This window comes from Peteryoungia ipomoeae (assembly GCF_004912165.1).
Classification (GTDB): domain Bacteria; phylum Pseudomonadota; class Alphaproteobacteria; order Rhizobiales; family Rhizobiaceae; genus Allorhizobium; species Allorhizobium ipomoeae.
On sequence record NZ_STGV01000004.1, the window covers coordinates 160,319 to 184,610 of the forward strand.

The following is a 24,292-nucleotide window of genomic DNA, read 5'->3' on the forward strand; positions in this document are numbered from 1 at the left end:
TCCTTGGAAAGTCTGATAACTCGCCTCGGCCCTTTAGCGACTTATTTTACGTGGCTGCAAGCCGGCCGGCCAAATCACCACGGAACCGCATTCTATGTACGCCTGTCGCCCTCGCGAATCAATGGGCAGCCTAACGCCCCTCGCGTCGCGCGATGAAGGCCAGCCGTTCGAAGAGGTGCACGTCCTGCTCGTTCTTCAGGAGCGCGCCGTGCAGTTTCGGCAGCGCGTTCTTCACATCGCCGCGCAGCTCGGCCGGATCGATGTCCTCGGCGACGAGAAGCCGGATCCAGTCCAGTGCTTCCGACGTTGACGGCTTCTTCTTCAGGCCCGGCGTTTCCCGGATCTCGTAGAACTGTGTCAGCGCATTGCGGAGAAGCCCCTTCCGGATGCCGGGATAGTGAACCTCGACAATGCGCTCCAGCGTCTCTGCATCGGGAAAGCGAATGTAGTGGAAGAAGCAGCGGCGCAGAAAGGCGTCCGGCAGCTCCTTCTCGTTGTTGGAGGTGATGATGACGATCGGCCGAACGCGGGCCTTCACCGTCTCGCCCGTTTCGTAGACGTGGAACTCCATGCGGTCGAGTTCCTGCAGCAGGTCGTTCGGAAATTCGATATCGGCCTTGTCGATCTCGTCGATCAGCAATACCGTTTTCTTCTCCGCCGCAAAGGCCTGCCACAGCTTGCCGCGCCGGATGTAGTTCTGCACGTCATTCACCCGGGCGTCGCCGAGCTGGCTGTCACGCAGGCGCGACACGGCATCGTATTCGTAAAGCCCCTGCTGTGCCTTGGTGGTCGACTTGATGCTCCATTCGAGCATGTCGAGACCGAGTGCTGCTGCCACCTGCCGGGCCAGTTCCGTCTTGCCTGTGCCGGGTTCGCCCTTGACCAGCAGTGGCCGTTCCAGCCGGATGGCGGCGTTTACCGCGATCATCAGGTCCTTGTCGGCAATGTAGTCGGCGGTTCCGGTGAACTGCATCTTGCACTCCAAAAGCGTGCGGCAAACCTAGTGACAGGTTTCGCAACAGGCAAGGCTCGCATAGGAGACGGGATTGATAACGCGGAAGCGCTTTCCCTTCTGCTTCAAGATGCGCTAAGGGCTTGCCATGACCATTTCTTCCTTCACCATCCTGCTCGGCGGATCGCTAGTCGTGACCGAGCGACTCAAGGCTTTGACCGCAGATAGCCGCGTGATTGCAGCGGATGGCGGCATGCGCCATGCCGCAGTGCTCGATGTCACGCCCGAGCTCTGGGTTGGCGATTTCGACAGCAGCGATGCCGATCTGATCGCCCGCTATCCCGCTGTCGAACGGCGCAATTATCCGGCCACAAAGGCGGCGACCGATGGCGAGATCGCCGTGGCGGAAGCGATTGCCCGCGGCGCCACCCGGTTGATCTTTGCCGGCGCGCTTGGCGGTGGCCGGTCCGATCACGTCGTGCAGCATTATCTCAATGCGCTCGGCCTCGTCGAAGACGGTTTTGAGGTGGTGCTCACCTCGGGCGAGGAGGAAGCCTTTCCCTTTGTCGAAGAGAGCGAACTGGCGGTCGAGCTGCCCAAGGGCTCGCTGTTTTCCGTCCTCGGTTTCACCGAACTGACTGGCCTCACCATCAAGAATGCGCGCTATCCCTTGCGCAATTTCACGCTGCCTTTCGGCTCGTCGCGCACGATATCCAATATTGCGGAAGGGCCGGTTTCCGTCACCCTCAGCCATGGACGCGCGATCCTGCTCGCCCGCCCCTACGATCTCTCAGGAGCCTGAAGCCTTGGCGCCGCCCATTCTCAAACTCGACGACATCAAGCTCTCCTTTGGCGGTACGCCGCTGCTCGACGGGGCCGGCCTGCAGGTCGAGCCCGGCGACCGCATCTGCCTGGTCGGCCGCAACGGTTCGGGCAAGTCGACGCTGATGAAGATCGCGGCCGGTCTCGTCGAGGCGCAGTCGGGCGAGGTCTTCCGTCATCCGTCCTCGACGATCCGCTATCTGGAGCAGGCACCGGATTTCGACGGCTATGCCACCGTCCAGGCCTATGCCGAAGCCGGTCTCGGGCCGGGCGATGATCCCTATCGCGTCACCTATCTGCTGTCCCATCTTGGCCTCTCCGGCCAGGAAGATCCGAAGCAGCTTTCCGGCGGCGAAGCCCGTCGTGCGGCCCTTGCCCGCGTGCTGGCGCCCGAACCCGACATCCTGATGCTCGACGAGCCGACCAACCATCTCGACCTGCCGACGATCGAATGGCTGGAAGGCGAGCTTTCCAAGACGCGTAGCGCGCTGGTTCTGATCAGCCACGACCGTCGATTTCTGGAAAAGATCTCGACCGCCACCGTCTGGCTCGATCGCGGCCTGTCGCGGCGCCTCAATCGCGGTTTCGCCCATTTCGAGGAATGGCGCGACCAGGTGCTGGAAGAGGAAGAGATCGAGCAGCACAAGCTCGGTCGCCAGATTGAGCGCGAGGAACACTGGTTGCGCTATGGCGTGACCGCGCGGCGCAAGCGCAACATGCGCCGCCTTGGCAATCTGCAGGATCTGCGCGCCCAGTATCGCGGCCACAAAGGGCCAACCGGCACGATTTCCGCTGCCATCACCGAAGGCAAGGAAAGCGGCAAGCTGGTTATCGAGGCCGACAAGATCGTCAAGACCTATGGCGACCGGCCGATCGTCGCGCCGTTTTCGATCCGCGTCCATCGCGGCGATTGCATCGGTCTGATCGGGCCGAACGGGGCCGGCAAGACCACGCTCCTGAAGATGCTGACCGGTCAGCTCGAACCCGATCAGGGCATCGTCAAGCTCGGCACCAATCTGGAGATCGCGGTGCTCGACCAGAAGCGCGAGGACCTCAACCCGGATGATTCGCTCGCGCATTACCTGACTGATGGACGCGGCGAGAACCTGCTCGTCAACGGCGAGCAGAAGCATGTCACCGGCTACATGAAGGACTTCCTCTTCGCGCCGGAGCAGGCCCGCACGCCGATCCGCAATCTTTCCGGCGGCGAGCGCGCACGCCTGATCCTTGCCCGGATCATGGCGAAGCCGTCCAACCTTCTGATCCTCGACGAACCGACCAACGACCTCGACATCGAGACGCTCGATCTTCTGCAGGAAATCGTTGCCGGCTATTCCGGCACGGTCATTCTCGTCAGCCATGATCGTGACTTCCTCGATCGCACAGTGACCTCGACAATCGCGCCGGCCAATCCGGATGCGCCGGATGGGCGCTGGATCGAATATGCCGGTGGCTATTCCGACATGCTTGCCCAGCGCAAGGGCGTCGAGGACGAGCGAAAGCGGGTCGAAAAGGCCGAGCGCGCCAGGGCGCAGGAAGCCGCAGGGCCGAAGTCTTCCGATGGCGCCTCGAAGGGCAAGGGCAAGCTCTCCTTCAAGCAGAAGTTCGCACTCGAGAACCTGCCGAAGGAGATGGAAAAGGCCGAGAAGGAAATCGCTGCCCGCGAGGCAAAGATGGCCGATCCGAACCTCTTCACCAAGGATCCTGCCACCTTCAACAAGCTGGCCGCCGAGATGGAAAAGCTGCGGGCGGAGATCACCCGCATGGAAGAGAAATGGCTGGAACTCGAAATGTTGCGCGAGGAGCTGGAGGGCTGAGGCACTTGCCTTGCTTGCCAGTCCTCAAGTCGGGCCTCAAGCTGTCATCCCTTCCGCTCAGAAGAAGCTGAAGGCGATCAGCACCGCCCACAGCAGCGTTAAGAGGACGAAGCCGGGTCCGTTCTGGGGTGTCGATACGGCCCACCGACTTTTTTGTTTGCTGTCGTAAAGGTCATATCTGGTCCAGATCAGCAGGGTGCCGACTAGCCAGAGGACAAAGAGCCACCCGCTCATTCCTCCTCCTGCGGCGCGACGGCCTCGTCTCTTTTCGATGCGCCGGTGGTGGTCTTCTCCAGATGCAGGATCCTCGCACCGGTTGCTTCGGCAAAGGCCATGGAGTGGCCGAGATAGATCAGCGTCGTCTCGGGCAGTCCCTTGAGAAGATCAGCGAGTCGCGCTTCGGTGTCGGCCTCCAAGCCTTCCAGGACATCATTCATGACCAGCCAGCGTGGTTTGCGCAGCAGAATGCCGGCAAAGGCCAGTGCCATCTGCTGGTCCTTGTCCAGGATCCGGTCCCAGCGCGCCCTGCGGTCCAACTCTGTTGCGAATTCTCCAAGACCCACCTTCTCCAGCGCCTGCGCCATGGCCGCATCGGAAAATTCGGCGGAGGAGGCCGGATAGGCCAGCAGGCTGCGAAGGCGGCCCTCCGGCAGATAGCCCATCTGCGGCAAGAAGATGATGTCAGCGTCGACCGGAAGGGCAATCCGGCCTTCGCCGAACGGCCACAGGCCCGCCATGGCATTGAAGAGCAGCGCGCGGTTCACCCCCTGGTCGCCATTGATCATCACAGCCTCGCCAGGTGCAATCACCACTGTCGCTTCCCGGAGACGAAAGCCACTGTCGCAGGCCTCGCCATTCACCCTGTCGCAGATTTCAAGATTTTCCAGCCGCAGACAGCCATCAGCAGAATGGTGGCATTGAACAGGCCGATCGAAAGCGATGTCGTCATCTCTGCCAGCTTGCGCGCATCCTCATGCAGGCGCTGATCCGGATTTACGCCAAGCGTGCTGAAGAGCGAAAGCCTGTAGGCACGGGCGCCGGTCAGCCATTGGTCCACGACATCGCGCGACAGGCCCTCGCGCATGCAGAGCGAGGTCATGTGATTGAGCCAGGATTGAACGACATTGAGCACAAGCAGGCCGCCGGCGATCAGCGCGAATCTCTGCAACTCATCGATAAAGGCGGTAAGGTCGCGGCGTTCCAGTGCGTTGTAGAAGGGTGCGTTCCACTGGTTCAGCAAGACCGTTCCATAAACCGTGGCAAGGATGACCGCCACCAGAGCGCCGGCAAAGGTCAGAACGCGGTTGCGCATATGCGAGCGCCAGAAACTATCGAATGCAATGCGCAATTGACGTCGAAAGCTTGCTTCGACCGCTGCAACGACGCGGTCTGTCTCGCTGTTCATCGTCGAGTGAAAAGGTACCATGCGCGAATTCCCGGATTTGATGCTCTCTAGCATGGCGGTCTTGCCAAAATGCTGACGGCTGGTCGTTTCGGCCAACATTGCGCTATCTTGCACTTGCCATCCTGCCGCGCTATTTCCTTCTCTGCTCTAACGGGGTGCCCCTGTCCATGCGGACCGGTGGCTGAGAGGCGTCAATGCCAACCCGCGGAACCTGATCCGGTTAACACCGGCGGAGGGATTAGACGCGACGATATCAGGCGCCCTATCCCGACAACATGATTTTTGAAGGAGGAGGGCGCGATGCGACCTGAGATCACATCCCTATTGCTGCGCGGACTTGTCGCCGCCGGCGTCGCTGTCTGCAGCGGTTCGGCAGCGTTTGCACAACAGAAGACCCTGACGGTCTATACGTATGAAAGCTTCGTTTCCGAATGGGGGCCGGGTCCCAAGGTGAAGGAAGCCTTCGAAAAGACCTGCGGCTGCACCGTCAACTTCGTCGGCGTCGCCGATGGCGTGGCGCTGCTCACCCGATTGAAGCTCGAGGGTGAGACGTCGAAAGCCGACGTGGTGCTGGGGCTCGATACCAATCTTGTCGCCGAAGCCAAGGAAACGGGTCTGTTCGAACCGCATGGTCTTGATACGGCTGCCCTGACGCTGCCGGGCGACGGCTTCAAGGACGATACCTTCATCCCCTATGACTATGGCCATTTCGCCGTGATCTACGACAGCGAGACCGTCAAGACGCCGCCTAAGAGCCTGAAGGAACTGGTCGAGGGCGATCCGGCGGAAAAGATCGTGATCCAGGATCCGCGTACCTCTACGCCCGGTCTCGGTCTCATCCTCTGGGTCAAGGCCGTCTATGGCGACGAGGCGCCGGCTGCCTGGGCCAAGCTGAAGAACCGGGTGCTGACCGTCACGCCCGGCTGGTCGGAGGCCTATGGCCTGTTCACCAAGGGAGAGGCGCCGATGGTGCTCTCCTACACCACCTCTTCCGCCTATCACATGGTGGCGGAAAACACTGATCGGTATCAGGCAGCCGCCTTCTCGGAAGGCCACTATATCCAGATCGAGGTTGCCGGCCTTCTGAAAAAGGCACCCGAGAAGGATCTGGCGCGTCAGTTCCTGGCCTTCACGCTGACGCCGGCCTTCCAGGATACCATCCCGACCAACAACTGGATGATGCCGGCTTCCCCGACCACCGATCCGCTGCCGGACGCTTTCGGCAAACTGGTCAAGCCGGAAGTCACTTTCTTGAAGTCGCCGGAGGAGGTCGCCGAAAACCGCCAGGCCTGGATCGATGAATGGCTGAAGGCCATGACGTTGAACTAAGTCTTGATGGTGCGTCCCCTGCATCAGTCCTGGTCCAGGAGGCTGCCGGCTTTGGCCGGCGGCCTTGTCGTTCTCGGGCTGATTGCAGCTTTTGTCGGAACGGCGCTGGTCAGCCTCGTGGCGGGACAAGACGGCGCGGGCGTCCTTTCGGTAATTGCCGATCCGGTCAACCTCGCGCTTTTGCGCTTCACCCTCTGGCAGGCTTTCCTCTCGACGCTTCTGTCTGTCGGCTGTGCCGTCTTCGTTGCCATTGCGCTGGCGCGCCAGCCTTCCTTTCCGGGCAGGCGGTGGTTGATCCGGTTGATGGCGGTACCGATGGGCCTGCCGGCCCTGATCGGTGCGCTCGGGCTTCTTGGAATTTTCGGCCGGCAGGGGCTCGTCAATCAGGGGCTCGCTTTCCTTGGTCTTTCTGCCCCCGTCTCGATCTATGGCCTCACCGGTATTCTGATCGCGCATGTCTTCTTCAACCTGCCGCTGGCAACCCGCCTTCTGATCTCGGCGCTGGAGCGCGTGCCGGCCGAACAGTGGCGGATGGCCGCAAGCCTCGGGTTTTCGCCGCTCTCCAGCTTCCGCTTCATCGAATGGCCGGCGCTGATGCGTGTTATCCCGGGAGCAGCCGGGCTTGTCTTCATGCTCTGCGCCACCAGCTTCACCCTGGTGCTTGTCTTCGGCGGCGGGCCTGCGGCGACCACGCTGGAGGTCGCAATCTATCAGGCGTTGCGGTTCAGTTTCGATCCGGCGCGCGCCGTCACGCTGGCAAGCATGCAGCTTGTCTTGACCGGCATCGTTCTGATGGCGCTTGCGCTTTTGCCTGGCGCTGAGGATAGCGGGCCGGCCACAGGGCGCCGTGTCCCGCGCTTCGACGGTCGCCATCCCGCGATGCGTGCAATCGACGGGATATTGATCCTGATGGCGGCTCTGTTTCTCATTCTGCCGCTCGCTCAGGTCGTCGTCGCGGGCCTGACGTCCGACCTTTTGGCGCTGATGGCAAAACCCGCCTTTCAGACGGCCGCTTTGACCAGCCTTACGGTCGCGCTCTGCGCCGGCATCATTGCCACCCTGTCAGCCTATGGCATTGTCGCCGCGCGCAGCCTGACGGCGTCGGGCAAGGGGGGCGGTTCCTTCGGTCCGCGCCTGTTTTCGGCAAGTCTTGCGGGTGCCTCTTCGCTCGTTCTTCTGGTGCCAACCACGGTTCTCGCCACCGGCTGGTTCCTGGTGCTGCGCCCTTATGGCGATATCCAGCGTTACGCCCCCTTTGTCGTCATCGGCATCAATGCGCTGATGGCGCTGCCCTTTGCCACGCGGGTGCTCGAACCGGCCTATCGCGACCACCGCCTGCAAACCGCACGACTGTCCGAAAGCCTTGGGCTCTCCGTGTGGCAGCGCATGCGGCTCGTCGATTGGCCGGTGCTCAGGCGCCCGTTTCTGGCGGCCCTGACCTTTGCCATGGCGCTGTCGCTGGGTGATCTCGGCGCCGTTGCCCTCTTCGGGTCGGAAAACATTTCCACGCTGCCGACCTTGATCCATGCCACCATGGGCAGCTATCGCAGCCGGGATGCCGATGGCCTGGCCCTTCTTCTCGGCGCGCTTTGTCTTCTCCTGGCGCTTTTCGGCGCACCGGCTGCAACACGCAAGGAAACGCGCCATGAGTGAAACGGCAAGTCCGGCCATTGCGTTCAAGGGTGTGCACTTGTCCCTCGGAAACAGCCGTTTCCATTTCGACTGCGCCTTCGAGCGCGGCGTCGTCACAGCCGTGGTCGGGCCGTCTGGCTCGGGCAAGTCGACGCTGCTCAATCTCGTCTCAGGCTTCGAGCAGCCGGACAGTGGCACCGTCGAAATCGATGGCGTGGATGTGTCGCGGCTGACCCCGGCCGAGAGGCCGGTTTCGCTGATCTTCCAGGACAACAATCTCTTTGCCCATCTCGATCTCTATACCAATGTCGGGCTTGGCATTCATCCGGCCCTGAAGCTGACGCAAGAGGAACGAGGTGCCATCAGCCAGGCCCTTGCGCGTGTCGGTCTTCAAGGTTTCGAGCGCCGCATGCCGGCTTCACTCTCCGGCGGGGAGCGGCAGCGAGCGGCCATTGCGCGGGCGCTCGTCCGCCACCGCCCGGTTCTACTGCTTGACGAGCCGCTGGCGGGGCTCGATCCGGCGCTCCGCAGTGCGATGCTCGAGCTGATTGCCGAGCTGCAGGCCGAAACGGCGGCGACCATGCTCCTCATCACGCATGAGCCACGCGACATAAAGCGACTTGCGAAGAACGTCGTCTTCCTGCAGAACGGGCGTGTCTTGCTGGCTGCAACCCGCGAGGAATTCTTTCGCCGCGACGATCTCGAAGCCGTGCAACAGTTCCTTGGCGAGAGCGATAGCGCGGCGATCTCGCCTTAATTTGGTCGTTCGGTGCTGCCATGCGCGAGACTGCGAAAAACGATGGTGTGAGCGGCTTGGTAGCGACCGGATGAGGCCCTATCTAGTGACTGGAGCACGGCGCGATTTCCCGTTATGGGAAGGGCGTTCGGGCTGCGGTCCGTGTCGATTCTCGCCGGACAGTCGAGCGGCGATGCGGTACCGGTGATGGGTATCCTTCAAGGTTTAAGGGGCAGGATGCAGTTTTTGAGGCGGAAAGACGTGATGACTGTCGACGGTGATCGGCAGGGCCGGCCCCTGAGGCTGGCATCGAGCGTTGCCGTCCTCGTTTCAGCGGGTCTCGTCGTCTCGTCATGCCAGTCTGTCTTCGAGCAGGCCTATGAGCCTTCGGTCGCACCCTCGCGAACCCCGCAGATAGTCGACGAGGTGCAAAAGGGCGATCCGCGTGCGCAGATGGGTGCGCGTGAGCACCCGCGCATCGTTGCCTCTTATGGCGGGGAATATTCCGATCAGAAGACCGAGCGTCTGGTGGCCCGCATCGCCGGTGCCTTGACAGCGGTATCGGAGAATCCGAACCAGTCCTATCGCATCACCATTTTGAATTCGCCCGCGATCAACGCCTTCGCGCTACCGGGCGGCTATCTCTATGTGACCCGCGGCCTGCTGGCGCTCGCCAATGATGCGTCGGAAGTGGCCGCCGTGCTCAGCCACGAGATGGCGCATGTGACCGCCAATCACGGCATCGAACGCCAGCGCCGTGAAGAGGCCGAAGTCATTGCCAGCCGCGTTGTCGCCGAAGTGCTGTCCAGCGATCTCGCCGGCAAGCAGGCGCTGGCACGCGGCAAGCTGCGCCTTGCGGCCTTCTCGCGCCAACAGGAATTGCAGGCCGATGTCATCGGCGTGCGCACGCTCGGCGAGGCCGGCTACGATCCCTATGCCGCCGGTCGTTTCCTCGACGCCATGGCAAAATACAGCCAGTTCACCTCTGTCGATCCCGATGCGGACCAGAGTCTCGACTTCTTGTCGAGCCACCCGAACGCGCCGCAGCGCGTCGATCTCGCCTTGCGCCATGCCCGCGCTTTCGGGCCCGAAGGCAGCCATGGGGAAACGGGTCGGGATTATTACCTGAACGGTATCGATGGTCTTCTCTATGGCGACAGCCCGGACGAGGGCTATGTTCGCGGCCAGACCTTCCTGCACGCCAAGCTCGGCATCCGCTTCGATGTGCCGGCCGGTTTCCAGATCGACAACAAGGTCGAGGCAGTTCTGGCCACCGGGCCGGGCGATGTTGCCGTGCGTTTTGACGGCGTTGCCGACAACAAGAAGATGTCGCTGTCCAATTACATATCCAGCGGCTGGGTCACCGGGCTCGACACCGAAAGCATTCGTTCGATCACGGTCAACGGGCTTGAAGCGGCAAGCGCCAGAGCCTCTGCCGATCGTTGGGATTTCGATATCACCGTCATTCGCATCGGTGCGCAGATCTTCCGCTTCCTCACCGCAGTGCCGAAGGGCAGTCCGCAACTCACACCCACGGCATCGCAACTGCGGTCCAGCTTCCGTCGCATCACGCCGCAGGAAGCTTTGGAGTTGAAGCCGCTGCGGGTGCGCGTCGTTACTGTCGGACCGAGCGATAATATCGGCACCATGGCCGCACGCATGATGGGCACAGACCGCAAGCTCGAACTCTTCCGGCTGATCAACGCGCTCACGCCAACCTCAAGCGTCGCACCCGGCATGCGCGTCAAGATCATCACCGAATAGGCAGGCCAGCCGCCCTTGGTGCGGCCGTGGCCGTCATCAGGCTCAACCGCGCGCCTGGAGCGGACGGTCGAAGTGTTGGTTGGATTCCTGCCAGCACCGCACGATATCCCGTCCCGCTGCCTTGGCATTGTAGAGCGCCTGGTCCGCGCGGCCAATGAACTGGGCCGAGGTCAGCAACCGGTCAGCCGATCCGCACAGCGTGGTGACACCTATGCTTGCTGTAACCACACCCTTTTCGCTGCCCATATGCGGTATCGACAAGTCACGGATGCGCTGGCGCAAATCATGGGCGATGCGGATGGCTTCCTCTTCGGTGGTATTGGGCAGGACAACGGCCAGTTCTTCGCCGCCATATCGCGCGGATCTGGCGCCGGGACGGCGCGCAACAGCACGAAGCACCTCCGCAACTTGCCTGAGGCACTGATCTCCGGATGTGTGGCCGTAAGTGTCGTTATAGGCCTTGAAGCGATCGACATCGATCAGAACAAGGCTGAGGCGAAGATCAGCGGCCTGTGCCCGCTCCAATTCCGTTGCAAGGGTCGCATCGAACGCGCGTCGATTGAGAAGTTCGGTCAGGCTGTCGGTCATCGCCATTTCAGACAGGCGCTGGTTCAGCTCACGAAGCTCCTGTTCATCCTGCTTTGCCCGCGTCACGTCGGAGCAAACCACGAGGCAACCGCCATCGTCGAGCGGCGTGGTGCGCGATTCGACCCAGCGCCCATCATAGATGGGAAACTCGACCGTCCCGGAAAGCTTCAGTCTCGACATGGCGCTATCGATGAACGCCGTGGCTTGCTCCGGCGGGATGCCCGTCAATTCGCCACGGGCCATGGCCGTCTCCAAAATCTGGCGCGCCGGCATGCCCGGAACCCGCACATCCGCAGTGAGGGGAAACATCGAGCGATATTGCTCGTTGCAGAACACCACATTGAGGTTGGCATCGAACATGATCAATCCGTCTGCCATGTTGGATAGCGCGGCCTTGATGCGTTTTTCGCTTTCCAGCAAGGCACGCTGCAGCCGCCTCTTTTCCGTGAGATCGCGATTGTGCGTGATCAGACCGAGGAATTGGCCGTCCGGATCGTGCAGAGGCGCCTTGAGCGTGGAAAGATCGATCGCAGTGCCGTCGTCCCAGGTGATCTTCTGTTCGACCAGTCTTGCGGTTCCCGCGGCCAAGATCTGCTGCTCGTCGGCTTGGAACGCGCTGGCAATGTCGGGCGGGTAGAAGTCAAAATCCGTTTTGCCGATCAGATCTCCTGCGGAACTGACCCGCATCAGCTTGGCCGTCGCCTGGTTGGCGAGGACAAACCGTCCGTCCTCATCCTTGACGTTCAGACTCTCCGGCAGCGACTGGATGACCGCCTCGTAGGTCTTGAGCGTACGCCCGATGTCGCGCCGTCTCAGTTCGGCCTGAACGGACAGGGAGGCAAAGTAGGTGGTTATAAAGATCGTGCCTGCCCAGATGGCCATCTGATGACGCAGAGCGTCAATGGTGTCATGCTCCGGCATGATCGAGATGATCAGAAGGTCGAAGACTGTCACGAGAACCGAAAAGCCGAAAATGGCGCCAAACGGGAAGCGGTCTCGTAGCCTCAGCATACCGCAGACCGCTCCGAGCACGGCAAAGCCCAGGATTGTCGAAAATCCCGGAATTGCACCTTGTCCCCCAATCCACAGCCGGTAAGCGCCGGCCATCGCGCTGGCCACGAGTGCGCCCGGCCATCCACCGGCAAAGCCCGCAATGGCAATGGGGATGGTGCGAAGATCGATCTGGATTCCGGGCGCGGCTTCGATCGGCCGCGTCATAACGAGCAAGGCGGCAAGACCAAAAAACGCCCCGAGTTTCAGCTGTTCGCGCCGGTCGCTGACCGTCTTGCCTTGGGGCAAATTGGTCCAGGCCAGGATAACGAAGAGAATGACGGCGCAATTGGCCAGCACATGATTCCAAAGCGCGTGCACGTTATTTCCTTACACGAAACGATCGAGAACGCAGTTTAATGAGCTCTTATAAAGCAACCCTTACACGAAGAGGGTGAAAAATCCTTCACGTATTATGCTAGGTTTAACGGCCCACCCTCTCTTCGCTGTTCCGATATGGGGCGTTACCAGGACCTCAGTCGGGAAAGTTCCGTTGCCAGACGGCCGCGAGATCCGGTTCTTCGTCGGCCTTAAGCGCAATGGACATCAGCTTTGGGCAGTGTGCCGCCATCCAGTCGCGACCCGGCTGCCAACGGCTCATTGCACAGACGCAAATGTCCAGAGCTGAGAATTGCTCTCCGAGCGCCCAGGGTGAAGGCTGAACCTGGGTTTCCCACTGCTGCCACAGCAGCTTTCTGCGGGCCATGACCCGATCTTTCAGCTCCTCCGGGGCACTCGGAGCCCAGCGCTCGGGATAGTCCGCATAGGTGAATGTCGCGTAGACAGCAGCCACAAGCCAGACAAGTCGGTGCAGAAAGGCAGGGCGCTTCGGATCGTCGATAGCGGGGGCAAGGCCGGCATCGGGATGTGTTTCCGCCAGATAAAACAGGATGGCAGCGCTTTCGGTCATCGTTGCACCGTCTGGCAGAACCAGAACCGGCACCTGAGCGAGAGGATTGACCGCGAGAAGGCGGTCGCGTACCGCTCCCGGCTGGTCGAAACCCTCAACGTTTTCAAAGGTGAAGTCCAAGTCTGCCTGGACGAGAGCCGCCTCGACAAGAACCGAGCCCCAACCCGGAGCGCCGTACAGGCGATAGTGTTCAGTGTCGCTGGCCACAGTTATCCTCGATGTCTCAACCGGTTGCGTTGTAACCGGAAAACAACCCAGGAGGAACTGTTAAAATTCTGAGGTGGCGAGACCTATGCCATCTCGAGACGCAGGGTGTTCGGTGCCTTTTCGGTCAAGGCGAGCTTCAGTTTTTCGAGCGCCCGGGTTTCGATCTGTCGCACGCGTTCCTTCGAGATCCCAAGCTCAACACCGAGTTCTTCGAGCGTCGCGCCGTCTTCCGTCAGGCGACGGGCGTGGATGATCCGGCTCTCCCGGTCGTTCAGCCGGTTCATGGCATCGCGCAGCCAGCCAGTCCAGCGCTCGCCATCGATGATCGACGAGACCTGCTCGTCCGGCAGGGCCTCGTTGCTCTCCAGCATGTCGAGTTGCTCCGTACCTTCGCCGTTGCGGCCCGCAACCGGCGTCTGCAGTGACGCATCGTTGCCGGAGAGGCGGGCATCCATCGACTGCACATCGGCAAGGCTGACGCCCAGGGCGGTTGCAATTTCCTGGTGGATCGCCTGATCGGACAGGCGATTGTCGCCCTGTGCAAGCTTTGCACGCAAGCGACGCAGATTGAAGAACAGCGCCTTCTGGCTGGAACTAGTGCCGCCGCGGACGATCGACCAGTTGCGCAGGATGTAATCCTGCATCGATGCGCGGATCCACCAGCCGGCATAAGTGGAGAAGCGGACTTCGCGGCCGGGATCGAAGCGGGCAGCGGCTTCGAGCAGGCCGATATAGCCTTCCTGAATCAGGTCATTCAGGGGCAGGCCGAAGCCACGAAACTTGGAGGCCATGGCAATGACGAGGCGCATATGCGCCTGGGCGATGCGATTGCGCGCGCCCTGATCGTCGTTCTCCTTCCAGCGGATAGCTAGATCAAGCTCTTCCTGGCGTTCCAGATAGGGCTGTGCCATCGCGTATCGGATGATGTGTCGGTCGGCGGACATGGCTTTCATCGGAATCTCTCCTGGTCGGGGTGGATCGCGTGTCGACGGGCCCTATATCCGTCAAGTCCAGTCTCAACGGGCGAGCGCGCATCCGGTTCCACCGGATTGTGCCTGGGTTGCCTTTTGTTCCATTTCCTCGTCATTTTGTTTCAGTCTACGTTGCCTGGAGCCTATTGGATTATCCGCTTCTTCTAAAAGGCTTGCGCGTCACGAAGACGTGACCGTGCACGGCATGGCTCCAGCACAGAAAAACGGCGCGGGTTGCCCCACGCCGTTTCTAGCTTTTCCGATGGATCAAGCGGCCCGCTTGGCCGCCATCATGTCACGCGGAAAGCGCCTTGAACTCGGCCAGAATGGCGTCGCCCATCTCGGTCGTGCCGACCTGGCGGCAGCCTTCGGCCATGATGTCGCCGGTGCGAATGCCCTTGTCGAGCACATTGGCGATCGCCTTTTCGAGACGATCGGCCTCGGTGACCATGTTGAAGGAGTATCTGAGGCACATGGCGAAGGAGGCGATCATGGCGATCGGGTTGGCAATGCCCTTGCCGGCGATGTCAGGCGCCGAGCCGTGCACGGGCTCGTAGAGCGCCTTGCGCTTGCCGGTCTTGCCATCGGGCGCACCCAGCGACGCCGATGGCAGCATGCCGAGCGAACCGGTCAGCATGGCTGCAACGTCCGAAAGCATGTCGCCGAAGAGGTTGTCGGTGACGATGACGTCGAACTGCTTCGGCGCCCGGACGAGCTGCATGCCGCCGGCATCGGCCAGCATGTGTTCGAGCGTCACGTCGGAGAACTTTTCCTTGTGGGTCGCGGTCACGACCTGGTTCCACAAGACGCCCGACTTCATCACGTTGCGCTTTTCCATCGAGCAGACGCGGTTGCCCCGGGTGCGGGCGAGTTCGAAGGCGACGGATGCGATGCGCTCGATTTCGTAGGTGTCGTAAACCTGCGTATCGATGGCGCGCTTCTGGCCGTTGCCGAGATCGGTGATCGTCTTCGGCTCGCCGAAATACACGCCGCCCGTCAGTTCGCGCACGATCAGGATATCGAGGCCTTCGACCAGCTCCGGCTTCAGCGAGGAGGCATTGGCAAGCGCCGGATAGCAGATCGCAGGGCGCAGATTGGCGAAGAGTTCGAGATCCTTGCGCAGGCGCAGGAGGCCGGCTTCCGGGCGCACTTCATACGGCACGTCATCCCATTTCGGACCGCCAACGGCGCCGAAGAGGACGGCGTCTGCGGAAAGCGCCTTCGCCATGTCCTCTTCCGAGATCGCCGCGCCATGGGCGTCATAGGCAGAGCCGCCGACGAGACCTTCGTCGGTGACGAAGCCCGCGGCCTGTTCCTCGTTCATATAGGCGATGATCTTGCGGACCTCGGCCATGGCCTCGGGGCCGATGCCGTCGCCGGGCAAAAGGAGAAGATTGCGAGCCGTCATGGAAACCCTCCACTCAAAAAACAAGTGGCAGTGTCTTACGTGCGGGGCCAGGGCTTTTCAAGCGAGATGGGCCGGAAACGGTACGGTTTGCGGGCTTTCCGAGAGCTCGCTCACGCCCGCTCCGACATGAAAAAGCCGGGCAGGGGCCCGGCTCGATCGTCGCTGTCAGATGGTTCTGGTCAGGCCCAGGGGCGCTCGGTGGCATTCGCCTTTTCGAAGGTCGAAATGCTCGATGCCTTTTCGAGCGTCAGGCCAATATCATCGAGGCCGTTCAGCAGGCAGTGGCGCTTGAAGGCGTCGATTTCGAAGGAGATCTTGCCGCCATCCGGACCGGTGATTTCCTGGGCTTCCAGATCGACGGTCAGCACAGCGTTCGAGCCACGGCTGGCATCGTCCATCAGCTTGTCGAGATTGTCCTGGCTGACCACGATCGGCAAAATGCCGTTCTTGAAGCAGTTGTTGTAGAAGATGTCGGCGAACGAGGTCGAGATGACGCAGCGGATGCCGAAGTCGAGCAGGGCCCACGGCGCATGCTCACGCGACGAGCCGCAACCGAAATTGTCGCCGGCAACCAGGATCTGGGCATTGCGATAGGCGGGCTTGTTCAGAACGAAGTCTGCGTTTTCCGAACCGTCTTCGTTGTAACGGGCTTCGGCAAAGAGGCCGGTGCCGAGACCGGTGCGCTTGATGGTCTTCAGATAATCCTTGGGGATGATCATGTCGGTGTCGATGTTGACGACCGGAAGAGGTGCCGCAACACCGGTGAGCTTTACGAACTTGTCCATCAGTCTGCCTTCGATCTGGCTAATACGGGTCTAATCCCCTTGCCCATAGAGCAAATTCGACCGGAATTGAAGGAGAATCTGGCAAGCGCGCAAGTCTTGGCCGCGGGCGGCTGCAGCCGCAGTGCCTCACCTTTGCCCGTTGTGGGCTTTTACAGATCGATGATCGTGCCCTTGCCGTCGTTCCAGACGCGCAGGTCTTCACGCCGTTTCGCCCGGGCATAAACCGGTTGGCGCTTTGCCCGCGGCAGCAGCATCCGGACAGCCATCGTGACCGTCAGGAGGGCGCCGACGATCAGCGTCAGGGAAACCGCAAAGGCGGCGGCAATACCAACAAAGGCGAGGCCAGCGATTGCGAAAGCGGCGGAACGGAGATTCTGCATGGGCGTTATCCTTTCACCTCCCCAAGGTGAGCCTTCCCTCCCTGCTTTGCAAGGGGAGTTCACCGATTTGTCATCTTGCGCGGCGGAACAAAGCTTGCGAGAACAGCACCATGACTTTTCTGCCACATGCGTCTCGCCCCTCCTCGCGCCCGCGTCGTTCCGTGCTGACGGTGCCGGCCATCAACGAACGCGCGCTTTTCAAGGTGCAGAGCCTTGATTGCGATGCGGTGATCTTCGATCTCGAGGATTCGGTGGCGCCCGAGCGCAAGGCAGAGGCCCGCCTCCTTTTGTCGCAGTTCCTGCGGTCGGCGGATCTAGGGCAGCGGGAGCGAATCATTCGCATCAACGGCGCGGACGGCACGCATTTCCGCGATGACATGGCCATGGTGATCGCTGCGGCCCCCGATGCGGTGCTGTTGCCGAAGGTGGAGGACCCCGACGCGGTTCTCGATGCGGTGCAACTGCTGGAGGAACGTGACAGTGCCGAGGCCGTGCGGATCTGGGCCATGATCGAAACGCCGCTCGGCGTGCTCAATGCCGCAGCGATTGCAGCGACCGGTCGTACCGAAGCGGGGCGGCTCGATGCGCTGGTGGTCGGGCTCAATGACCTGCGCAAGGCAACCGGTATTCCTGCCGAGCCTGAACGGCGCTATCTCGTGCCCTATCTCATGCAGATCGTTCTTGCGGCCCGGGCCTTTGGGCTCGATGTCATCGACAGTGTGTCGAACACTTATAGCGATCTCATCACCTTCGACACGGAATGCGCACAAGGGGCTGCCATGGGCTTTGATGGCAAAATGCTCATTCACCCGGCCCAGATTGCCAGCGCCAACCGCGCCTTTGGTCCAAGTGATGACACCATCGCCGAGGCGCGATTGCTGATCGAAGCCTTTTCAGATCCTGCCAATGCGGGTCTCAACGTCATGACCATCAACGGCCGCATGGTCGAAAGGCTGCATGCGGAGGAGGCCGCACGGCTGCTCGAGCGCGTCGCCTTCTTGAAAGACCGAAAGGATCCAACCGCATGAAAGTCTATCGCTTCCTGACAGGCCCAGACGATTCCTCCTTCTGCCACCGCGTGACCGATGCACTGAACAAGGGCTGGGAACTGCACGGCTCGCCAAGCCACACTTTCAACGCCGCGGAGAACCGGCTGTATTGCGGCCAGGCGGTGGTGAAGACGGTGCACGGCAAGGACTATGATCCGAGCATGAAGCTCGGCGAGCAGTAAGGGGTGCGTCTCCTCTCCCCTTGTGGGAGAGGTTACAAAATCGAGGGCTTAGCCCGATCAGGGCTAAACCTCAGATTTTCCGTCCTCCCCCTTGTGGGGGCAGCTCGCCCACTTCGTCCCAAGATGGTTGTGGGGGAGAGGCTATCCGACGGGTTCACCTGCCATAACCGTCATGCTCTCTGCTGGCCTTGGTAGATCCTCGGGCTTGTCCCGAGGATCTACCAAGGCAGCCCCGGAAACGACGTTTCCGGCGACGGCACCTATGCATTCTTTCAAAAACCCCAAGCTGAACCGCCGGTCGGACTCCTCGTCCTCCGGGAGGTGAAAACTTGTCTCGGACGGGGCGCCAGAAGCAGCCTGTCTAAGTAGTAGTATGTGGCTCCTTCCGGCGCCCCGTTCGGCGTTTTGTCCCGCTCGCATGCGTCTCTCTGGCAGGGCGGCGACGGTCTTTGGCTTTTCTCGGTCCTCGGGTTATCCCTCGGGTTAAACCCGAGGACGAGGATGACGAGAAAAGGGCCAAAGATTGACCGGGCGTAGGGTCCGGCTTGGCAGAGTCCTCCCGAGGGAATGTCTGCGTCAGCCTGGCCGGTGGCCCGGGAGGTTCCCGCCGGATGGTGCACCATTCCGACCGGGACCCTCGCCCGGGGGATGGGATCTGTCTTTAAGACTGACCCCATCCCCGCCGTTTGTTTCGCCCCGCCGTCTGGAGTGTTCGCGACAGCGCGGGCGCCTTGTCTGTGTGCCTCTGAGGCACGCCCTTCCGATCAGGGTATCCAGGTTTTGGGGACATCCGACCCCATCACCCTCGTCCAGCCCTTCGTCAGGAGGGAGACCGTTGCAAGTGGGCCGGGGTTTTCTGCCTGCGACAGCACATCGCCCCGGCGCCGATCCCGCCTCGCCTGACATCGCATCGTCAGGTGTATCCGAGGGCGGGACAGCACCGAGTATGGGGCATGTGCGGGAGACGGGGATGATTGAAGGCGCGGGGTGTTGATTTGGCTCAAGAATTTGGGTGCGGCGTCCCCGGTTTTTGAGGTTTAAGATGCTGCCGAGGGCGGTTTCCCTCTTCTCCCCGATGGGGAGAAGGTGGCGCGCAAGCGCCGGATGAGGGGGGCGGCGCAGCCGAATTTCACCGAGCGCAGGTTCCGGTGACCCTGCCAGGGCTCTGCCATAACGCCTTGCGCTTCGTGCCCCCCTCATCTGGTCCTTCGGACCCTCTTCTCCCCGCTGGGGAGAAGGGTGAGCGCGCCGCTGCCTCGCATCTGGTGGCCCTTGCCCCTCACCCTGCCCTCTCCCCGCAGGCGGGGAGAGGGGGCGTTGTGCCGTGGGATGCGCCGTGCAGATGGAGCCCACCCGACGAAGCCTTGTGTTGGGGGTGCCGTCGCACCGTCGGAGTGTTGTGCGGGGCTGGCCGTCATGGCCTTCTCCCTGCTTGCGGGGAGAAGGTGCCCGAAGGGCGGATGAGGGGCTGAAGGGGCGCGCAATAACGCAGAGCCGGCCCCTTCGTTTCCCATCGGCAGAGAGTTGGCGCGAAAGTGCTGGATGAGGGTTTTGCCGAGGATCGTGCGTGTAGTGACCCGCTGGGGGGGCGGCGGACCATCTTCTTTTCGGAGCGGTGCCCGACGGGCGGACGAGGAAAGGGTGTTACGACGCCGATGGGTGAACCAGGCTCTCGGGGCTGAAAACGACAAAAGCCCCGAGGCGGGGCTTTTGAGAAGGGCTGCGGCAGGTGTTACTCGGCGGAATCGGCGGATTCGGCGTTGAGCTGGCCGTATTTTTCCTCGCCGATCTTGGCGAGCAGATCGAGCTGGGTTTCGAGGAAGTCGATATGGCCTTCCTCATCGATCAACAGCTGTTCGAAGAGTTTCATCGAGACGTAATCACCCGCCGCGTGACAGATGTCGCGCGAAGCCTTGTAGGCGGTGCGGGCATCGTATTCGCCGGCGAGATCGGCTTCGAGCACTTCCTTGACGTTCTGGCCGATGCGCAGCGGTGCTACGGTCTGCAGGTTCGGGTGGCCTTCCAGGAAGATGATGCGGTCGATGATCTTGTCGGCGTGCTGCATCTCTTCGATCGATTCTGCCCGCTCCTTCTTGGCGAGCTTGGTGTAACCCCAGTCATTCAGCAGGCGATAGTGCAGCCAGTACTGATTGACCGCGCCGAGCTCGAGGAAGAGGGCCTCGTTGAGCTGTTCAATGACCTTGGGATCACCCTTCATGGTTTTCGTCCTTATACGTGATTGGAATGGGCAGATGTTATCTCTCGAAATGCGATCTGTCGAGTGTCATCTTAGAAGGATTCTAAACTTCTGCTCGGGTGCAGTTCGAAAGGCTCATGCGCCGCGCGGCAGGGATTGCAGCGAGGGACGCAGCGTGCAGAAAGACGCACATCCTCGGTGCGCATGATGTTGTCGGGCGATGTTCTGGCGGATCGAACGGCGGGGTGGGAGCGGATTAGCCGGCGGCGCGGCGCGCCGTGATCATGGCCTGGCGGCGCTCGGCAAGGGCTGCCTTCTGTTCCTCGTGGAACTGCTTCAGACGCTCCATGAAATCCACGACCTTGGTTTCTTCGGTCTTGCGCGCGGCGTGGTATTCTTCGGTGGTGCGGATGATGATCTCGACCACATTGGGAAAGCAGCCGCAGCAGCGACCGCGCTTGCCCATGGCATGATAGACCTTGCCGGGCACGATCAGCTGCCAACAGTCCTGATCCAGAAGCTCGGTGATGACCGCCTGGATTTCCTTGTCCGTGATGAAATTGCAGCTGCAGACCAGCATGGTCGGGCACTCGCCAAACATGACACTCGTTGTCCCCTTTCTCGTGAACCGGACGACATTTGTCAAGAAAAATCGCATGTGCCGGCCGGGCACCTCTTCTCAGTGGAAATTGCGGCCCTTCGGCATCAGGTCAGCCATGGCGCTGCGGCGGGGATGGCCCGGCGGTGGCCCCTTGATGAGCGCCGTCGGGGCAGGTGCCGGTGCCGGCACGGTCTGCGGCGGCAATGGCGCACCCGGCATTTCGCGGGGGCGGCGCTGATCGACGCCCGGACGGCGCACTTCATCGGCATGGGCGAGACTATCGAGCCCCTTGATATCACCAAGCAGCAGGCTCAACCGAGCGCTGGCATCGACCAGGTGATCGGCCACCACATGAATGACGCCATTGGCCTTTTGCAGCCGGCCGCGGATGACCACCAGCCTTGCGCCCATGACGACGGGGCGACAGCGCTCGAAGACCTTCGGCCAGACGATGGCATTGGCCGTGCCGGTTTCATCCTCCAGCGTCATGAAGATCACGCCCTTTGCCGAGCCGGGGCGCTGGCGCACGAGGACGAGGCCCGCCAGCGTGACCTTTGCGCCATTCGGCAAGGTTTCCAGATCCACGCTCGAGCGCAGCCCCGCCCGGCGCATGGCGGTGCGCAGGAAGGACAGGGGGTGGGCCTTGAGCGAGAAGCTGAGGCTGCGGTAATCGCTCAAAACCTCCTCGCCCGGCGGCATGCGCGGCAGGGCAACTTCCGCCTCTTCCTGCAGATCCTCACCGGGAAGCGAGAGGAAGAGGGGCAGTTCTTCCAGCGCGGTGCCTGAATCGAGCGCCTGGGCGGCCCAAAGCGCATCGCGGCGATTGAGCCCGAGAGAGGAGAAGGCATCGGCATCGGCCAGCTTTTCGATGACGGCGCGGGGAAGGCGGGTGCGCAGCCAGAGATCGCGGACGGAATCATAGCCTGAACCGCGGCATTCGACGAGGCGGTTCATCTCGGTCTCCGACAGGCCCTTGATCTGGCGAAAGCCGAGGCGGACGGCGTGGCGGCTCACGATGACGGCTTTCATCGAGGCATGGCGGGACTGGATGCGATCAGGATTAAAGGCGGGCTGCCCATCTTCATTGCCTTCCAGCGTAGAATTCCAGTCGGAATGATTGATGTCTATGGGCCGGATTTCGACGCCGTGCTCGCGGGCGTCGCGCACCAGCTGGCCCGGTGCATAAAAACCCATCGGCTGGGAATTGAGGATCGCGGCGCAGAAGACATCCGGATAATAAGCCTTGAACCAGCAGGAGACATAGACGAGCAGGGCAAAGGAGGCCGCATGGCTTTCGGGAAAACCGTATTCGCCGAAACCCTCGATCTGGCTGAAGCAGCGGGCGGCGAATTCGGCATCATAGCCATTGGCCACCATGCCCTCGATCATGCGCTTCTGGAAACTCGAGACCTGGCCGGTGCGGCGGAAGGTGGCCATGGCGCGGCGCAGCCTGTCGGCCTCTCCCGGCGTGAAGCCGGCGGCGGTGATGGCGATCTGCATGGCCTGTTCCTGGAAAAGCGGCACGCCGAGCGTGCGCTCCAGCACGTGTCTGAGTTCTGGACTGGGGTAATCGATCGGCCGGCCGGCGAGATCATCCTCGCGACGCTTCAGATAGGGATGGACCATGTTGCCCTGGATCGGGCCGGGGCGGACGATCGCCACCTCAATGACCAGATCGTAGAATTTGCGCGGCTTGAGGCGCGGCAGCATGCTCATCTGGGCGCGGCTCTCGATCTGGAAGACGCCGAGCGTATCGGCGCGGCAAATCATGTCATAGACGGCATTCTGCTGGTCCTCATTGACCGAAGCGAGCGTCTCGTGGCGGTCGTAATGGATTGCGAGCAGCTTGAAGGCCTTGGCGAGGCAGGTGAGCATGCCAAGCGCAAGAACGTCGATCTTGAGGATCTTCAGCGTGTCGAGGTCGTCCTTGTTCCACTCCACCATGTAGCGGCCATCGGCGGTGTTCATGATCGGCACCACCTCGTCCAGCCGGTCTCGGGTGATGACGAAGCCGCCGACATGCTGCGAGAGGTGGCGGGGGAAGTCCTGCAGGGCCTGGGCATAATCGAGGACCCGACGCGTCGTGGGGTCGGCCAGATCAAGCCCTGCGGCCCGGGCCTGATCCTCGGTGAAATCATGCGTCCACCAGCCCCAGATGGAGCCGGCGAGCGCCGACTGCACATCGTTCGACATGCCGAAGGCCTTTGCCACCTCGCGGCCGGCCGAGCGCGAGCGATAGCTGATGACGGCGGCTGTCAGGGCGGCGTGCTCGCGCCCATAGGTGCGGTAGATGAACTGGATCACCTCCTCGCGCTTCTCGTGCTCGAAATCGACGTCGATGTCCGGCGGCTCGTCGCGCTCGGTCGAGATGAAGCGGTCGAAGAGCAGGGTGGTCTTTTGCGGATCGACCTCGGTGATGCCAAGGCAGAAGCAGACGGCCGAATTGGCAGCCGAGCCTCGACCCTGGCAGAGAATACCGACCGAACGGGCGTGGCAGACGATGCGATAGACGGTGAGGAAATAGGGCTCGTAGCGCTTTTCCGAGATCAGCTTGAGTTCGTAATCGAGGAGACCGAGGACATTTTCAGGAATTTTGTCGGGATAGCGGCGGGCGGCCCCCTCAAAGGTGAGGCGTTTGAGGGCCACTGCCGGAGGCTCACCATCGAAGATCTCGTCGGGATACTGATGCGAGAGTTCATCGAGAGAGAATTTTAGCCGGCTAAAGAATTTCGCGTTGTTGGCCATCGCTTCAGGATAGGCGCGCAGCAGGCGGGCCATTTCGCTGCCGGTTTTCAGATGCCGCTCGGCATGGGCATGCAGGCGAAGGCCGGCTTCGGCGACCGGCACGTGCTCGCGGATGGCGATGACGACATCGGCCAGCGGCCGGCGGGCGGGCTCGTGATAGATGACGTCGTTGGTGGCGATCAGCGGCAGGCCGAAATCACCGCCGATCAGGGAAAGCTCCTCGAAGGTCTTGCGGTCGAAGCCGTCATAGCGTGGCACCAGCGCCAGATGAAGCCGAGACCCCAGCAGCGCCTGCAAGGGGGCAAGCCTTGCCTTGAAATCATCGATCGTGGCGGGGGTGACCAGGGCAGGCGGCATGGCGACGAACAGGAGGCTTTCGTGCCAGTCCTCGAGGTCCTCTGCATAGAGCGTGCAGGTCCCCTTCTTCGAGCGCAGATTGCCTGCACTCAGGAGACGGCAGAGATGGCCCCAGCCCTTGCGATCCATGGGATAGGCAAGCAATTCCGGCGTCTCGTCGGCAAAGGCGAGACGGGCGCCCGGGCGGAAGGCGAGGTTGTTGAGCTTGGCGGAGGCATGCAGGCGCACGACGCCGGCCACTGTGTTGACATCGGCAAGACCAATGCCGTCGAGACCAAGGGCAAGTGCCTCGCGCACCAGCTCTTCGGCGTGGGAGGCGCCGTCGAGGAAGGAGAAATTGCTCTTGAGGCCGATTTCGAAAAACCGGGGATCGGCGGCCTCACCTGCGGGTCTCAGCATCGGCGC

20 protein-coding genes, 1 pseudogene and 2 riboswitches are annotated in these 24,292 nt (G+C 61.8%); of the genes and pseudogenes, 8 read left to right on the forward strand and 13 right to left on the reverse strand.

Going from position 1 to position 24,292, the window contains the following annotated elements:
* Positions 1-13 precede the first annotated feature (13 nt).
* A riboswitch (SAM riboswitch) is annotated at positions 14-91 on the reverse strand.
* A gap of 39 nt (positions 92-130) precedes the next feature.
* Complete coding sequence (locus tag FAA97_RS13165; protein WP_136599012.1) at positions 131-973, reverse strand: AAA family ATPase; 843 nt, start codon at positions 971-973, stop codon at positions 131-133.
* A gap of 127 nt (positions 974-1,100) precedes the next feature.
* Between FAA97_RS13165 and FAA97_RS13170 the strand changes: the two genes are divergently transcribed.
* Together FAA97_RS13170 and FAA97_RS13175 are read left to right on the forward strand one after the other, a co-directional pair.
* Positions 1,101-1,754 carry a thiamine diphosphokinase gene (locus FAA97_RS13170; RefSeq protein WP_136599013.1) on the forward strand — a complete coding sequence of 218 codons (654 nt, stop codon included), beginning with the start codon at positions 1,101-1,103 and terminating at the stop codon, positions 1,752-1,754.
* A gap of 4 nt (positions 1,755-1,758) precedes the next feature.
* Positions 1,759-3,591, forward strand: a complete 1,833-nt coding sequence (locus FAA97_RS13175; RefSeq protein WP_136599014.1) for an ABC-F family ATP-binding cassette domain-containing protein — start codon at positions 1,759-1,761, stop codon at positions 3,589-3,591.
* 57 nt (positions 3,592-3,648) lie between these two features.
* Here FAA97_RS13175 and FAA97_RS21085 read toward each other — a convergent pair whose 3' ends face one another.
* The 3 genes from FAA97_RS21085 to FAA97_RS13185 are packed head-to-tail and all read right to left on the reverse strand — an operon-like array spanning position 3,649 to position 5,095.
* Positions 3,649-3,825, reverse strand: a complete 177-nt coding sequence (locus FAA97_RS21085; protein ID WP_168800996.1) for a hypothetical protein — start codon at positions 3,823-3,825, stop codon at positions 3,649-3,651.
* Positions 3,822-4,403: an ABC transporter family protein gene (locus tag FAA97_RS13180; protein ID WP_136599015.1), complete on the reverse strand. Its 582-nt coding sequence runs from the start codon at positions 4,401-4,403 to the stop codon at positions 3,822-3,824. The genes FAA97_RS21085 and FAA97_RS13180 overlap by 4 nt, the downstream gene beginning before the upstream one ends.
* Before the next feature lie 44 nt (positions 4,404-4,447).
* The gene (locus FAA97_RS13185; RefSeq protein ID WP_136599016.1) at positions 4,448-5,095 is read right to left on the reverse strand and encodes an ABC transporter family protein; all 648 of its coding nucleotides are present in this window, start codon (positions 5,093-5,095) and stop codon (positions 4,448-4,450) included.
* Between the two features lie 42 nt (positions 5,096-5,137).
* Positions 5,138-5,251: riboswitch (TPP riboswitch) on the forward strand.
* Positions 5,252-5,296: 45 nt separating this feature from the next.
* Here FAA97_RS13185 and thiB point away from each other — a divergent pair.
* The 4 genes from thiB (at position 5,297) to FAA97_RS13205 (ending at position 10,457) form a co-directional block, all read left to right on the forward strand.
* A complete protein-coding gene (gene thiB / locus FAA97_RS13190) occupies positions 5,297-6,325 on the forward strand; it encodes a thiamine ABC transporter substrate binding subunit (protein ID WP_136599017.1) in 1,029 nt (342 codons plus the stop codon).
* Between the two features lie 6 nt (positions 6,326-6,331).
* Complete coding sequence (thiP, locus tag FAA97_RS13195) at positions 6,332-7,978, forward strand: thiamine/thiamine pyrophosphate ABC transporter permease (protein WP_136599018.1); 1,647 nt, start codon at positions 6,332-6,334, stop codon at positions 7,976-7,978.
* Positions 7,971-8,714, forward strand: a complete 744-nt coding sequence (locus FAA97_RS13200) for a thiamine ABC transporter ATP-binding protein (RefSeq protein ID WP_136599019.1) — start codon at positions 7,971-7,973, stop codon at positions 8,712-8,714. The genes thiP and FAA97_RS13200 overlap by 8 nt, the downstream gene beginning before the upstream one ends.
* Positions 8,715-8,957: 243 nt before the next feature.
* A complete protein-coding gene (locus FAA97_RS13205) occupies positions 8,958-10,457 on the forward strand; it encodes a M48 family metalloprotease (protein WP_136599020.1) in 1,500 nt (499 codons plus the stop codon).
* Positions 10,458-10,499: 42 nt separating this feature from the next.
* On the opposite strand, the gene FAA97_RS13210 is transcribed toward FAA97_RS13205, so the two are convergent.
* The 6 genes from FAA97_RS13210 to FAA97_RS13235 form a co-directional block, all read right to left on the reverse strand.
* Complete coding sequence (locus FAA97_RS13210; protein WP_136599021.1) at positions 10,500-12,416, reverse strand: diguanylate cyclase; 1,917 nt, start codon at positions 12,414-12,416, stop codon at positions 10,500-10,502.
* Positions 12,417-12,570: 154 nt separating this feature from the next.
* Positions 12,571-13,212: a glutathione S-transferase family protein gene (locus FAA97_RS13215; protein ID WP_136599022.1), complete on the reverse strand. Its 642-nt coding sequence runs from the start codon at positions 13,210-13,212 to the stop codon at positions 12,571-12,573.
* An 83-nt stretch (positions 13,213-13,295) separates the two neighbouring features.
* Positions 13,296-14,165 carry an RNA polymerase factor sigma-32 gene (locus FAA97_RS13220; RefSeq protein WP_136599023.1) on the reverse strand — a complete coding sequence of 290 codons (870 nt, stop codon included), beginning with the start codon at positions 14,163-14,165 and terminating at the stop codon, positions 13,296-13,298.
* A gap of 313 nt (positions 14,166-14,478) precedes the next feature.
* Positions 14,479-15,591 carry a 3-isopropylmalate dehydrogenase gene (gene leuB, locus FAA97_RS13225; RefSeq protein WP_136599024.1) on the reverse strand — a complete coding sequence of 371 codons (1,113 nt, stop codon included), beginning with the start codon at positions 15,589-15,591 and terminating at the stop codon, positions 14,479-14,481.
* Positions 15,592-15,770: 179 nt separating this feature from the next.
* Positions 15,771-16,376, reverse strand: a complete 606-nt coding sequence (leuD, locus tag FAA97_RS13230; RefSeq protein WP_136599025.1) for a 3-isopropylmalate dehydratase small subunit — start codon at positions 16,374-16,376, stop codon at positions 15,771-15,773.
* 149 nt (positions 16,377-16,525) lie between these two features.
* A complete protein-coding gene (locus FAA97_RS13235; protein WP_136599026.1) occupies positions 16,526-16,756 on the reverse strand; it encodes a hypothetical protein in 231 nt (76 codons plus the stop codon).
* Between the two features lie 110 nt (positions 16,757-16,866).
* Here FAA97_RS13235 and FAA97_RS13240 point away from each other — a divergent pair, with 110 nt between their 5' ends.
* Together FAA97_RS13240 and FAA97_RS13245 are read left to right on the forward strand one after the other, a co-directional pair.
* Entirely contained in the window at positions 16,867-17,784 is a 918-nt protein-coding gene (locus FAA97_RS13240) for an HpcH/HpaI aldolase/citrate lyase family protein (protein ID WP_136599027.1), read from the forward strand.
* Positions 17,781-17,987 carry a DUF1737 domain-containing protein gene (locus FAA97_RS13245; RefSeq protein WP_113459052.1) on the forward strand — a complete coding sequence of 69 codons (207 nt, stop codon included), beginning with the start codon at positions 17,781-17,783 and terminating at the stop codon, positions 17,985-17,987. The genes FAA97_RS13240 and FAA97_RS13245 overlap by 4 nt, the downstream gene beginning before the upstream one ends.
* A gap of 1,732 nt (positions 17,988-19,719) precedes the next feature.
* Here the strand turns inward: FAA97_RS13245 and bfr are convergent.
* The 3 genes and pseudogenes from bfr to FAA97_RS13260 form a co-directional block, all read right to left on the reverse strand.
* On the reverse strand, positions 19,720-20,205 hold the full coding sequence (gene bfr / locus FAA97_RS13250) for a bacterioferritin (RefSeq protein WP_136599028.1): 486 nt from the start codon (positions 20,203-20,205) through the stop codon (positions 19,720-19,722).
* Positions 20,206-20,440: 235 nt separating this feature from the next.
* Positions 20,441-20,842 (reverse strand): annotated as a pseudogene (locus tag FAA97_RS13255) ((2Fe-2S)-binding protein).
* A gap of 21 nt (positions 20,843-20,863) precedes the next feature.
* On the reverse strand, positions 20,864-24,286 hold the full coding sequence (locus FAA97_RS13260; protein ID WP_136599030.1) for an error-prone DNA polymerase: 3,423 nt from the start codon (positions 24,284-24,286) through the stop codon (positions 20,864-20,866).
* Between the last annotated feature and the right edge of the window lie 6 nt (positions 24,287-24,292).

Excerpts from the sequence above, each read along its gene's own strand:
- FAA97_RS13185 (WP_136599016.1), bottom strand. The coding sequence starts at position 5,095 with ATGTTGGCCGAAACGACCAGCCGTCAGCATTTTGGCAAGACCGCCATG.
- thiP (WP_136599018.1), top strand. The coding sequence starts at position 6,332 with ATGGTGCGTCCCCTGCATCAGTCCTGGTCCAGGAGGCTGCCGGCTTTG.
- FAA97_RS13235 (WP_136599026.1), bottom strand. The coding sequence starts at position 16,756 with ATGCAGAATCTCCGTTCCGCCGCTTTCGCAATCGCTGGCCTCGCCTTT.
- thiB (WP_136599017.1), top strand. The coding sequence starts at position 5,297 with ATGCGACCTGAGATCACATCCCTATTGCTGCGCGGACTTGTCGCCGCC.
- FAA97_RS13245 (WP_113459052.1), top strand. The coding sequence starts at position 17,781 with ATGAAAGTCTATCGCTTCCTGACAGGCCCAGACGATTCCTCCTTCTGC.
- FAA97_RS13165 (WP_136599012.1), bottom strand. The coding sequence starts at position 973 with ATGCAGTTCACCGGAACCGCCGACTACATTGCCGACAAGGACCTGATG.
- FAA97_RS13205 (WP_136599020.1), top strand. The coding sequence starts at position 8,958 with ATGACTGTCGACGGTGATCGGCAGGGCCGGCCCCTGAGGCTGGCATCG.
- FAA97_RS21085 (WP_168800996.1), bottom strand. The coding sequence starts at position 3,825 with ATGAGCGGGTGGCTCTTTGTCCTCTGGCTAGTCGGCACCCTGCTGATC.
- FAA97_RS13220 (WP_136599023.1), bottom strand. The coding sequence starts at position 14,165 with ATGAAAGCCATGTCCGCCGACCGACACATCATCCGATACGCGATGGCA.
- FAA97_RS13260 (WP_136599030.1), bottom strand. The coding sequence starts at position 24,286 with ATGCTGAGACCCGCAGGTGAGGCCGCCGATCCCCGGTTTTTCGAAATC.
- leuD (WP_136599025.1), bottom strand. The coding sequence starts at position 16,376 with ATGGACAAGTTCGTAAAGCTCACCGGTGTTGCGGCACCTCTTCCGGTC.
- FAA97_RS13200 (WP_136599019.1), top strand. The coding sequence starts at position 7,971 with ATGAGTGAAACGGCAAGTCCGGCCATTGCGTTCAAGGGTGTGCACTTG.
- leuB (WP_136599024.1), bottom strand. The coding sequence starts at position 15,591 with ATGACGGCTCGCAATCTTCTCCTTTTGCCCGGCGACGGCATCGGCCCC.
- FAA97_RS13170 (WP_136599013.1), top strand. The coding sequence starts at position 1,101 with ATGACCATTTCTTCCTTCACCATCCTGCTCGGCGGATCGCTAGTCGTG.
- FAA97_RS13240 (WP_136599027.1), top strand. The coding sequence starts at position 16,867 with ATGACTTTTCTGCCACATGCGTCTCGCCCCTCCTCGCGCCCGCGTCGT.
- bfr (WP_136599028.1), bottom strand. The coding sequence starts at position 20,205 with ATGAAGGGTGATCCCAAGGTCATTGAACAGCTCAACGAGGCCCTCTTC.